The organism is Kitasatospora sp. NPDC088861 (assembly GCF_044750105.1).
GTDB lineage: Bacteria > Actinomycetota > Actinomycetes > Streptomycetales > Streptomycetaceae > Kitasatospora.
Genome location: NZ_JBIVJF010000046.1, coordinates 21,578 through 33,130 on the forward strand (window position 1 = coordinate 21,578; position 11,553 = coordinate 33,130).

Consider the following 11,553-nt stretch of genomic DNA (forward strand, 5'->3'; position numbering starts at 1 on the left):
CCTCGTCGTCCCCGCTCGTTCCACCGCCGCGGCCACGTCAGTCCACCGGGACGGCCCGGGCGAACCCGCCGTCCACCATCAGCTCCGCGACCGTCTCCAGCTCCGGCGGGCTGCCGGCCAGCCGCAGCAGGAACGCGTCGAAGTCCTCGCCGCAGGGCAGCAGCAGCCGGGCGCAGCGGTCCTCCGGGGCCTCCGGCGCGCCGGTGTCGCGGGCGTCGTCGTACAGGTGGAACCAGACCGAGCCGGCCCGGTCGCCGCGCACCTTGAGCGCGACGATGCCGCCCTGCGCGTAGGCGACGCCCAGGTAGTTCTTGGTGAGGTGGTCGCGCAGGCACTTGTTGGCGTACACGACGTCCTGGGTGCCGTACTCCTCGCTGAGGGTGAGGAAGGGCTGGTCGAGCAGCATGCCGAGCTCGGTGTCCAGCGCCACCCCGACCGGGGCGCGGCCGCCGCCCAGCTTGAGGAAGGTGCGGTAGGCGCCGGGCAGCCGGTAGCCGAGGCGCTCCTCGGCGCGCTGCACCAGGTCCTCGGGGACGCCGATCGGGTCGCCGCCGTCCTTGGCCAGCGAGAAGTGCACGGGCCGGCGCTCCTGCAACGGGCGGGTGCCGCGGCGGGTGTGGTCGGCGGCGGAGGTGGCCAGGCCGGCGTGGTGCCGCAGCAGCGCCTTGACCTCCACCGGGACGAGCTCCATCCGCCGCCAGCCGGGGGCGGCCCGGCCGACCGCGTGGTGCCAGGTCCAGCCGGGCGGGGTGGCGACGGCGGTGTCCAGGTCGGCCCAGAGCGGGTGGCCCTGGGTGAACAGCGCGGCGTTGGCCGACACGTAGTCGGTCAGCCGCAGCTCGTCCACGCCGAAGCCGTCCGGCGGGTCGGCGACCTCGGCCGCGGCGGCGGCGTACGGGCCGAAGTCCGGGTAGCCGTACTCGTCCACCCGGACCCCGGCGGGGTGTCGCTCCGCGCGGACCGGGTCCGGGAACTGCACCACCTGACCTGCGTACGCCGCGTTCGGTGCGGCGGCGACGCCGGGCCGACCTGTCGTCATCTGGGAGCCCCCACTGGCTGCTGCAAATTCTCGAAGCGCTTGCTGGACACCAGCGTAGGGGGTCGTCTCCGGGCCCGGGCCCCCGCCCGGGAGAAGGGGAACCGTCAGAGCCGCTGCCCGAGCGCCCCGGCCAGCACCCCGGCGACCCTGGTCTGCTGCGCCTCGGTGAGATGCGGGTGCAGCGGCAGGCTGAGCAGTTCGCGGGCGGCCCGTTCGGCGACCGGGAACGCCCCCGCGCGGTGGCCGAGGTGACGGAACGCGGGCTGGAGGTGGACCGGGACGGGGTAGTGCACCCCGGCGCCGATCCCGGCGGCGCGCAGCGCGGCGAGGACGGCGTCGCGGTCCCGGCCGGGGCCGATCCGCACCGCGTACAAGTGCCAGACGTGCTCGTTGCCGGGCGCGGTGCGCGGCAGGGTCAGGCCGTCGAGGCCGCCGAGCAGGGCGTCGTAGCGGGCGGCGGCGGCCCGGCGGGCGGCGTTCCAGGCGGGCAGCCGGCGCAGCTTGGCCCGCAGCACGACGGCCTGCAGCGCGTCCATCCGGGAGTTGAAGCCGAACCGCTCGTGCCGGTACTTCTCGCGCGCGCCGTGGTCGCCGATCAGCCGGACGGCGGTGGCGAGTTCGTCGTCGTCGGTGAGCACCGCCCCGGCGTCGCCGTAGCCGCCGAGGTTCTTGCCCGGGTAGAAACTGGTGGCCGCGATCCGCCCGTAGCCGGTGCGCCCGTGCTGCCGGGCGCCCTGGGACTGCGCCGCGTCCTCCACCACCGGCCGTCCGTCGGCCAGCTCCAGCAGCGGCCCCATCGGGGCGAGCTGGCCGTTCAGGTGGACGGGCAGCAGCGCGACCGCGCCGGGCAGCGCCCCGGCGGCCCGCTCGGGGTCGATCAGCAGGTGCGCCGGGTCGGCGTCGACCAGTACCGGGCGCAGCCCGGCCCGCTGTACGGCCCCGGCGGTGGCGACGAAGGTGTTGGCGGGCAGCACGACGCCGCCGCCGGGCGGCAGGTCGAGGGCGCGCAGGGCGAGTTCGAGGGCGTCGGTGCCGTTGCCGGCGCCCACGCAGTGCCGGGCGCCGGTGAAGTCGGCGTACTCCCGCTCGAAGCCGTCCACTTCGGGGCCCTTGACGTAGCCGCCGGAGGCGAGCACCCGGTCGAAGCCGGCCCGGACCTCGGCCGCGACCTCGGCGTGCGCGGCCGCCAGGTCGACCAGCGGGATCGGGTCGACCGGCGGGATGCCGGCGCTCACCGGGTGGCCGCCCGGTCCCCGGACCCCACCGGGACGGTGGCACCGCCGAGTTCGAGGCTGAGCGAGGCCGCCTCCAGCAGCTGGAGCACCCGCACCCCGGCCCGGCCGTCGGTGAGCGGGGCCCGGCGCTCGGTGATCGCGGCGGCGAACTCGGCCATCACGTTGCGCAGCGCCTCCTGCTCGACCAGCGCGGGCGCGACCATCTCGCCGACCCGGTAGGAGATCAGCGCCCGGTGCCGGATCGCGTCGGTCAGCTGGTCGGGCGGGGTGAGGTCGACGCCGCGGTCGTGCACGGCCAGCCGGGCCTGCGGGTTGAGGTCGTCCCAGACCAGGGTGCGCCGGGAGCCGCCGATCAGCGTGGTGCGGACCTTCGTCGGGGAGAGCCAGTTGACGTGGCAGTGGGCCAGCGCGCCGTTGCTCAGCCGGACCGTCAGGTACGCCACGCAGGCCCGGCCAGCGCCGATCGGGTCGGCGCCCTGGGCGGACACCCCGACCGGTTCGACGCCGGGCGGCAGCACGAAGTCGAGGATCGACAGGTCGTGCGGGGCGAGGTCCCACAGCACGTCCACGTCGGGCTGCACCAGGCCGAGGTTGATCCGCACCGAGTCGAAGAACTGGACGTCGCCGATCTCGCCGCCGTGCACCAGCTCGCGGATCCGGCGCACCACCGGGGTGTAGCAGAAGGTGTGGTCGCACATCAGCACCAGCCCGCTGCGCTCGGCCAGGTCGACCAGTTCGGCGGCCTCGGCGGCGGAGGTGGTGATCGGCTTCTCCACCAGCACGTGCTTGCCGGCCTCCAGCGCGGCCCGCACCAGCCGGTAGTGCGCGGCCGCGGGCGTGGCCACCGCGACGGCCCCGACCCGTTCGTCGTCGAGCACCCGCCGGTAGGAGCCGGTCGCCCGGACGGTGCTGTACTCCCCCAGCACGGTACGGGCCTTGGCCTCGTCCAGGTCGCACAGCCAGTGCAGCCGCAGCGCCGGGGTGTCCTGCGCGTTGCGGACCAGCTTCGGGCCCCAGTAGCCGGCCCCGACCACGGCGAGGCCCACCGGGCGTTCCGGCGCCGGCCGGGGCGGTTCGCCCGGCGTGGGCACGTGCCCGCCGGGCGCCTGGTTGGCGGCCTGCGCGTCCCAGGCCCCCGACCGCTGCCGTGGTCCGTTCCGACCGGGCTGCTCCGACGTCATCCACGAGCCCCTTCGCTCCGCCGCCGGGGCGGGCGCGGGCCCACCCCGGCGGCCCCAACGTCCGGCACGGGCACCGGGTCCGGGCCCGTCCGCGCGTCCGCGGACGGTCGGCCGGATCCCCTTCGGCCTCGCTGCCGGAACGGTACCGGCCGTGCCCCCGGCCCGGGGGTGGTTTCGGGAAATCGGCGGACAAGTCGTGACGACGGTGTGCGGATCCGGCCCCGGTCCGGCGAGGATCGGGTGACGGCCCGGCCGGTCCCGCACGGTCGTTCGTCCGCCCCCGCACCCCGGTTGTGCGGATGTCGGTGTCGTTTGACAGGCTTGCCCCGGACCGTCCCACCGGTCCTTCCGTCAGCGGGAACAGAGGAGGAGGACGACGCATGACCACCGGTGAGCCCGCGGGCCCGCCCGTGCTGCGCCACCACCGCGACAGCCTGCTGCCCGCCGTCGCCGCCGCCCTGTCGCTCAAGGGCGGCGAGGTGCACACCCTGGCCGGGGACAAGGACGCCCGACGGCCGGTCCTGCACCCGCTGGTCGGCGAGTTCCTGGACACGCTGCCCGTCGAGGCGCGCGAGCGGTTCACCGGCCGCTGCCCGGAGGCCGTCCTGCTCTCCCAGCACCTGGCCGCGGTCGACGGCCGGCGCTCCAAGCGCGCCGCCCGCAAGCCGATGACCCTGCACGAGGCCCGCAAGGCGCTCAAGGGCTCCCGGATGACGACCGTTCGCATCCGGGAGGAGGGCGACCCGGCGCACGGCACCCACGCCCCGCCGTGCCGTTCCTGCGCGCCGATGCTGGAGCACTTCACCGTGCAGAGCGTCGCCGTCGGGCCGCCCGCGCCCTGACCGCGCCCTCGTACGCCCCCTGTCCCCGAGCCCTGGAGTCCGCCCTGAACCCGCCCAGCCCGCCCCCGCCACCGCCGGCCACCCTGTCCGCCGCCCCCGCCGGGCGGGTTCGCCCGCGCTTCCCCGCCGACGTCGCCGCCGAGCTCAAGGCGGCCGGCTGGCACCCCGGCCGCTGGCAGATACGGCAGGCCGAGGAATGGGCCGACGCCCTGGTCGGGTACGGCGGGCCGTCCGGCCTGCGGCACGCGGTGTTCCCGGCGGCGGTGGAGGCCTGGGCCGAGTTCGGCGGCCTCGCCTTCGACCTGGCCGGCCCGGGCCGCCAACTGGCCCGCACCCCGTTCCTGATCGACCCGCTGTGCGGGCTGCACCAGCCGCGCACCCTGCTCGACCTCGGCCGCGCCCTGGGCACCCAGCTCGCCCCGCTCGGCGAGGAGGCGTACGGGCAGGCGCTGCTGGCCGTCGACGAGGAGGGCCGGGTCTACAGCCTGGACCACACCGGCGAGTGGTTCCTCGGGCACGGCATCGACCAGGCCGTCACCACCCTGGTCCTGGGCACCGCCCCGGAGCGGCTGCGCACCGCCGACGGATCCTGACGGCGGCCCGGCGGGCCCCGGGGCGGTCCGCCGACGCGCCCTGACCGCCGGGCCGGGCCTGGCGGCGCGTCACCGCAGCCGTTCGGCCCGGACCGCCAGCCGGGACGGCAGCACCGCCTCGACCCGGAACCCGCCGTCCGCCTCCGGCCCGGAGGAGAAGGTGCCGCCCAGCGCGATCACCCGCTCCCGCATCCCGACCAGTCCGTTGCCGCCGCTGGGCAGCTTCGCCGCGCCCCCGCCGCCGCCCGGGCAGGCATTCACCACGCTCACCCGCACCCCGTTGGGCGCGTACGCGAGCAGGACGGACACCTGTGCGCCGCCCGCGTGCTTGTGCGCGTTGGTCAGACCCTCCTGGACGACGCGGTAGGCGGTCTGCTCGGCCTCGCCGGTGAACTCCTGCCGACTGCCGCTGACGGTCAGCGTCACCGCCATGCCGGCCGCCCGGGACTGGTCGACCAGCCGGGGCAGCCCGGCCAGCGAGTCCGGCTCCGGCTGGCGCTCGTCGTCCATCCGCAGCACGCCGAGGATCTCCCGCAGCTCGTTCAGCGCCTGCCGCCCGACCTCGCCCATCAGCTTGGCGCTCTGCGCGGCCTTCTCCGGGTCCTTGGCGACGATCCGTTCCAGCGCCCCGGCGTGCACCACCATCAGGGACACCCGGTGCGCCACCACGTCGTGCATCTCCCGGGCGATCCGGGTGCGCTCCTCCAGCCGGGCCCGGCGGGCGCGCTCCTGGGCCTGCTCGGCCAGCAGGTCCAGTTCGGTCTCCAGGCCGTGCGCGCGGTCCTTGAGCGAGTCGATCAGCCGCCGCCGCGCGCCCACGTACAGTCCGGTGACCACCGGCGGGACGGTCAGGCCGACGGAGACCAGCACCGCGATCAGCACCTGGCCCCAGAGCGGCGGCTGCTCCACCGCCGTGTCGCCGGGCGTCAGCATCGACACCATCATCACGGCGACGGTCTCGGCGAAGGCCAGTGCGGACAGCGCCACCACCCGCCAGCGCCGGGTGGGCCACTCCCAGGTCGCCGCCAGCGTGTACAGCGACACCACCAGCAGCAGGACGCCGAGCATCCCCGGCATCGCCACCAGGGTCACCAGCACCGGTACGGCCGGCCAGCGGCGGCGCAGCACCAGCGAACCGCCCGCCACCACGCCGAGCAGCGAGATGCCGGCCACCCCGGCGGCGTCCAGGTGCACCCGGCCGGAGAGGAAGGCGATCGCGCTGAGCGCGCACTCCAGCGCGGCGAGCACCGCCAGCCCGATGTCCAGGAAGGCGCTGCGAGGCCGCTCCCACCACCAGAACGACCGGACCGGCGCGCGCTCCCCAGGCGACTTGCTCATGGCCGACAGCCTAAGCGGCAACCCCCTCCCCTCCCCACCGGGATTGCCCCCGACACCTCGCCGCACCCTCAAGTGGTCCAGACCACATGCGGCCTGCGACGTCACTGTCCGCCATCCGGCCACCTCGCGGACAGCGACCGCCCCGACACCTATGCTGGTCGCGTCGGACAGCGCGGTCCGCACGCGTCACACCCGCCACACGCGGGCGGACCTGTGACGATGAGCCGTTGCCGAACCCCACCACCACAGGGAGCCAGCCGTGACCGCTCCGGTCCCCACCCCGGCGGACAGCCCCAATGTCCACGCCACCGGCCCAGTTGCCGACAACGCGGCCCTGCGTGCGGACATCCGCCGCCTCGGCGACCTGCTCGGCGAGACGCTGGTCCGCCAGGAAGGCCCCCAGCTACTGGGCCTGGTCGAACAGGTCCGCCTGCTCAGCCGCACCGACGGCGAGGCCACCGCCGAACTCCTCTCCGACATCGACCTGGACACCGCCGCCAAGCTGGTCCGGGCCTTCTCCACCTACTTCCACCTCGCCAACGTCACCGAACAGGTGCACCGCGGCCGCGAGTTCGCCACCCGCCGCGCCCGGGAGGGCTCGCTGCTCGCCCAGACCGCCGACCAGCTCGCCGAGGCCGACCCCAAGCACCTCGAGAACACCCTGGCCCACCTCGCGGTCCGGCCGGTCTTCACCGCCCACCCCACCGAGGCCGCCCGCCGCAGCGTCCTCAACAAGCTGCGCCGCATCGGCGAACTCCTCGACCGCATCCACCGCGAGGAGATCGCCGCCGGCCTCTCCCAGGCCGACCCGGCCCGCACCAGCAGCGCCCGCCGCCAGGCCGACCGCCGCCTCGCCGAGGTCATCGACCTGCTCTGGCAGACCGACGAGCTGCGCATCGCCCGCCCCGAGCCCACCGACGAGGCCCGCAACGCCGTCTACTACCTGGACGAGCTCTACCGCGACGCCGTCCCCCAGGTCCTGGAGGAACTGCACGAAGAGCTCGGCCGGGTCGGCCTGACCCTGCCCGACGGCGTCCGCCCGCTCACCTTCGGCACCTGGATCGGCGGCGACCGCGACGGCAACCCCAACGTGACCCCGCAGGTCACCTGGGACGTCCTCAACCTCCAGCACGAGTACGGCATCAAGGACGCCCTGGCCGCCGTCGACGACCTGCGCAGCACCCTCTCCACCTCCGAGCGGCTGGCCGGCGCCTCGGTCGAACTGCTCGCCTCGCTCAACACCGACCTGCACCAGCTCCCCGAGCTCAGCCCCCGCTACAAGCGGATGAACGCCGAGGAGCCCTACCGCCTCAAGGCCACCTGCGTCCGGCTCAAGCTGGAGAACACCCGCGAGCGGCTCGCCCAGGGCACCCCGCACGTCGAGGGCCGCGACTACCTCGGCACCCGCGAGCTGATCACCGACCTGCGGCTCATCCAGGACTCCCTGCGCTCCCACCGCGGCGAGCTGATCGCCGACGGCCGCCTCGCCCGCGCCATCCGCACCATCGAGGCCTTCGGCCTCCAGCTCGCCACCATGGACGTCCGCGAGCACGCCGAGGCCCACCACCACGCCCTCGGCCAGCTCTTCGACCGCCTCGGCGAGGAGGCCTGGCGCTACGCCGACATGCCCCGCGAGTACCGGCAGAAGCTGCTCGCCAAGGAGCTCCGCTCGCGCCGCCCGCTCGCCCCCACCCCGGCCCCGCTGGACGCCGCCGGCACCAAGACCCTCGGCGTCTTCAACACCATCCGCGAGGGCTTCGAGCGCTTCGGCGACGAGATCGTCGAGAGCTACATCATCTCCATGTGCCAGGGCGCCGACGACGTCTTCGCCGCCACCGTCCTGGCCCGCGAGGCCGGCCTGATCGACCTGCACGGCGGCATCGCCAAGATCGGCATCGTGCCGCTGCTGGAGACCACCGAGGAACTCCAGAAGGCCGACCTCATCCTCGACGAGATGCTGTCCGACCCCTCCTACCGGCTGCTCGTCTCGCTGCGCGGCGACGTCCAGGAGGTCATGCTCGGCTACTCCGACTCCTCCAAGTTCGGCGGCATCACCACCTCCCAGTGGGAGATCCACCGCGCCCAGCGCCGGCTGCGCGACGTCGCCCACCGCTACGGCATCAGGCTGCGCCTGTTCCACGGCCGCGGCGGCACCGTCGGCCGCGGCGGCGGCCCCTCCCACGAGGCCATCCTGGCCCAGCCCTGGGGCACCCTGGAGGGCGAGATCAAGGTCACCGAGCAGGGCGAGGTCATCTCCGACAAGTACCTGCTCCCCTCCCTCGCCCGGGAGAACCTGGAGCTGACCATCTCCGCCACCCTCTCCGCCTCCGCGCTGCACACCGCCCCGCGCCAGGCCCCCGAGGAACTGGCCCGCTGGGACGCCGCGATGGACCAGGTCTCCGCGGCCGCCCACACCGCCTACCGCGCCCTGGTCGAGCAGGACGACCTGCCGAAGTACTTCTTCGCCGCCACCCCGGTCGACCAGCTCGCCTCGCTGCACCTGGGCTCCCGCCCGTCCCGCCGCCCCGACTCCGGCGCCGGCCTCGACGGCCTGCGGGCCATCCCGTGGGTCTTCGGCTGGACCCAGTCCCGCCAGATCGTCCCCGGATGGTACGGCGTCGGCTCCGGCCTCGCCGCCGCCCGCGCGGCCGGCCTCGGCGGCGTGCTCGACGAGATGCACGGCCAGTGGCACTTCTTCCGCAACTTCCTGTCCAACGTCGCCATGACGCTGGCCAAGACCGACCTGCGGATCGCCCGCCACTACGTCGAGCAGCTGGTGCCCGCCGAACTGCACCACGTCTTCGACCAGATCGTCGCCGAGCACGACCTCACCCTGCGCGAGGTGCTCCGGCTCACCGGCGAGGGCGAACTGCTGGAGCACAACCCGGTGCTCAAGCAGACCTTCACCGTCCGCGACGCCTACCTCGACCCGATCTCCTACCTCCAGGTCGCGCTGCTGCGCCGCCAGCGCGATGAGGTCGCCACCGGCCGCCACGAGGACCCGCTGCGCGCCCGCGCGCTGCTGCTGACCGTCAACGGCATCGCCGCCGGCCTGCGCAACACCGGCTGACGCCACCGCGCGTACGGGACGGGGCCGCCGTCCGCCCTCCGGGGTGGGCGGCGGCCCCGTCCCGTACCGGAAGGGTTCGGGGCACGCGAAAGGGCCGGCGCCCGTGGGCACCGGCCCGGTGTCGTGCTCATCGCCCGGGCGGCCAGGCCCCGGACACGGCCTACTCGCCCGGCTCGCCCGCGCGCCGGCGCTTCAGCCACAGCGCGGCGCCGCCGGCCGCGACCACCAGGCCGCCGCCGACCGCCAGCAGCCCGGCGTCCGTGCCCATCGAGTCACCGAGCAGCGGCCCGAACTGCGCCGCCGCGGGATCCGCGGAGACGCCCGGATCCGGCTCGGCCACCGCGTCCGCGTGCGCCACCGCGCCGCCCGAGAGCAGCACCCCGGCCGCCCCCAGCGCACCGGCCGTGCCGACCCGCCGTCCGAACTGCTTCAGTCGGACCACCCGGAGCCGCCGCAGTCGGCGGACCGGACGAAAACCCCGCATCGAGAACTCCCCAGGACTCGTTCGCGTACCAGGCCGACGCTATCCGATCCCGCACAGGGTTCTCACACGGATTCAGGTTTGGACCGTCAAGCGTTGTACGACTGTTGCGTAACACCACTCCCGGACTTGATGGAGCGTCAGGAGTTGTAGGTGCCCTGCGCCCGCTCCAACCCCTCGGACAGCAGCGCCTCCACCGCGTCCGCCGAGCGGTCCACGAACCACTCCAGTTCCTTGCGCTCGGCGCCGGAGAAGTCCTTCAGCACGAAGTCCGCGACCTCCATCCGGCCCGGCGGCCGACCGATCCCGCACCGCACCCGGTAGTAGTCCGGCCCCAGCGACTTGGTGATCGACTTCAGCCCGTTGTGGCCGTTGTCCCCGCCGCCCAGCTTGAGGCGCAGCGCCGCGTAGTCGATGTCCAGCTCGTCGTGGACGGCGACCAGCGCCGAGGCCGGCGCCTTGTAGAAGTCCCGCAGCGCCGTCACCGGCCCGCCGGAGAGGTTCATGAACGACATCGGCTTGGCCAGCACCACCCGGCGGCCGGACAGCCGTCCTTCGGCCACCTGCGCCCGGCTCTTGTGCGCCTTGAACTTCGCGCCCATCCGCTGCGCCAGCAGGTCCACCACCATGAACCCGATGTTGTGCCGGTTCCGGGCGTACTGCTCGCCCGGGTTGCCCAGCCCCACCACCAGCCAGGGGCCCTCGTACTCGTCCGCCATGCCCTCTCTCCTCCTGTGCGCGCTCTACGTCATCTTCCCGGACACACCGCTGCCCCGGCCGCTCCGAGGGGAGCGACCGGGGCAGCGGTCACAGCTGGTGGGGCGAGGCTCAGGCCTCGGCGCCCTCGGCCTCGGCGGCCTCGGCCGGGGCGGCCTGGGCACCGATGACCTGCAGCACGACGGCGTCGGCGTCGACGGCCAGGGTGACGCCGGCCGGCAGGGCGATGTCCTTGGCGAGGATGGAGGCACCGGACTCCAGGCCCTCGACCGAGACGGTGACCGACTCGGGCAGGTGGGTGGCCTCGGCCTCGATCGGCAGCGCGTTGAGGACGTGCTCCAGCAGGTTGCCGCCGGGGGCCAGCTCGCCCTCGGTGAGGACCGGGATCTCGACGGTGACCTTCTCGCCGCGCTTGACCAGCAGCAGGTCGACGTGCTCGATGGTGCGCTTGATGGCCTCGCGCTGCACGGCCTTGGGCAGCACGTACTCGTCCTTGCCCTCGATCGGCACGACCAGCAGGGCGTTCGGGGTCTTGAGCGCCATCATCAGGTCGTGGCTCGGCAGGTTCAGGTGAACCGGGGCGTGGCCGTGGCCGTAGACGACACCGGGGACGAAGCCGGCACGGCGGGCGCGACGGGCGGCACCCTTGCCGAACTCGGAACGGGTCTCAGCGGCGATGCGGATCTCGGACACGACTGCACTCCTCGGGAAGACTGGCGCGGGGGTGCAGGCAACGCGAAAAACCGCCGGGGCCACACCCTCAGTACGTTCGGGGGTCACTCGGCGGTAACGGCCTCTGCCGACGGACGGAAATCCGACACCGGCAGCGCGTCGATCACGGAGCGGGCACCCGGCAAGCAGGCACACGGCATCCCTCGCCGAGCAGTTTCACGAGTCTAACCGCATGAACGGCCTCCCGTGAAATCGGCGGCGGGGCCCCGCCCCGCCCGCCCCCGGGCCCCCCCCCCGGGGGGGGGGGGGGGCCGCCCCGCAAAAGGGGCGAGGACCCACCCCCCCCGCGCCCCCCGCGGGGAGCGGGCGCCGGCGGGGGGGGGGT

Annotated in this window: 10 protein-coding genes; 3 read left to right on the top strand and 7 right to left on the bottom strand. The window is 74.6% G+C overall.

What is annotated here, in order from left to right:
• Positions 1-37 precede the first annotated feature (37 nt).
• From ACIP37_RS36350 to ACIP37_RS36360, 3 genes are all read right to left on the bottom strand, one after another.
• The gene (locus ACIP37_RS36350; RefSeq protein ID WP_400809458.1) at positions 38-1,039 is read right to left on the bottom strand and encodes an SMI1/KNR4 family protein; all 1,002 of its coding nucleotides are present in this window, start codon (positions 1,037-1,039) and stop codon (positions 38-40) included.
• A 104-nt stretch (positions 1,040-1,143) separates the two neighbouring features.
• Positions 1,144-2,274, bottom strand: coding sequence for a DegT/DnrJ/EryC1/StrS family aminotransferase (locus ACIP37_RS36355; RefSeq protein ID WP_363588389.1), 1,131 nt, complete (start codon positions 2,272-2,274; stop codon positions 1,144-1,146).
• A complete protein-coding gene (locus ACIP37_RS36360) occupies positions 2,271-3,455 on the bottom strand; it encodes a Gfo/Idh/MocA family oxidoreductase (RefSeq protein WP_363588391.1) in 1,185 nt (394 codons plus the stop codon). The genes ACIP37_RS36355 and ACIP37_RS36360 overlap by 4 nt, the downstream gene beginning before the upstream one ends.
• Positions 3,456-3,835: 380 nt before the next feature.
• Between ACIP37_RS36360 and ACIP37_RS36365 the strand changes: the two genes are divergently transcribed.
• Together ACIP37_RS36365 and ACIP37_RS36370 are read left to right on the top strand one after the other, a co-directional pair.
• The gene (locus ACIP37_RS36365; protein WP_350877742.1) at positions 3,836-4,297 is read left to right on the top strand and encodes a YwqJ-related putative deaminase; all 462 of its coding nucleotides are present in this window, start codon (positions 3,836-3,838) and stop codon (positions 4,295-4,297) included.
• An 83-nt stretch (positions 4,298-4,380) separates the two neighbouring features.
• Positions 4,381-4,890 (top strand): SUKH-3 domain-containing protein, encoded by a 510-nt coding sequence (locus tag ACIP37_RS36370; RefSeq protein WP_363630194.1) that lies wholly within the window; start codon positions 4,381-4,383, stop codon positions 4,888-4,890.
• A 69-nt stretch (positions 4,891-4,959) separates the two neighbouring features.
• On the opposite strand, the gene ACIP37_RS36375 is transcribed toward ACIP37_RS36370, so the two are convergent.
• Positions 4,960-6,228 (bottom strand): sensor histidine kinase, encoded by a 1,269-nt coding sequence (locus ACIP37_RS36375; RefSeq protein ID WP_400809463.1) that lies wholly within the window; start codon positions 6,226-6,228, stop codon positions 4,960-4,962.
• A 334-nt stretch (positions 6,229-6,562) separates the two neighbouring features.
• Between ACIP37_RS36375 and ppc the strand changes: the two genes are divergently transcribed.
• Positions 6,563-9,298, top strand: a complete 2,736-nt coding sequence (gene ppc, locus ACIP37_RS36380; protein WP_363588404.1) for a phosphoenolpyruvate carboxylase — start codon at positions 6,563-6,565, stop codon at positions 9,296-9,298.
• Positions 9,299-9,458: 160 nt separating this feature from the next.
• On the opposite strand, the gene ACIP37_RS36385 is transcribed toward ppc, so the two are convergent.
• The 3 genes from ACIP37_RS36385 to ACIP37_RS36395 all read right to left on the bottom strand — a co-directional run bounded on the left by ACIP37_RS36385 (position 9,459) and on the right by ACIP37_RS36395 (position 11,189).
• Positions 9,459-9,782, bottom strand: coding sequence for a hypothetical protein (locus ACIP37_RS36385; protein WP_350877739.1), 324 nt, complete (start codon positions 9,780-9,782; stop codon positions 9,459-9,461).
• A 137-nt stretch (positions 9,783-9,919) separates the two neighbouring features.
• The gene (pth, locus tag ACIP37_RS36390; RefSeq protein ID WP_063348046.1) at positions 9,920-10,498 is read right to left on the bottom strand and encodes an aminoacyl-tRNA hydrolase; all 579 of its coding nucleotides are present in this window, start codon (positions 10,496-10,498) and stop codon (positions 9,920-9,922) included.
• Positions 10,499-10,607: 109 nt separating this feature from the next.
• On the bottom strand, positions 10,608-11,189 hold the full coding sequence (locus ACIP37_RS36395) for a 50S ribosomal protein L25/general stress protein Ctc (protein ID WP_363588396.1): 582 nt from the start codon (positions 11,187-11,189) through the stop codon (positions 10,608-10,610).
• Positions 11,190-11,553 lie beyond the last annotated feature (364 nt).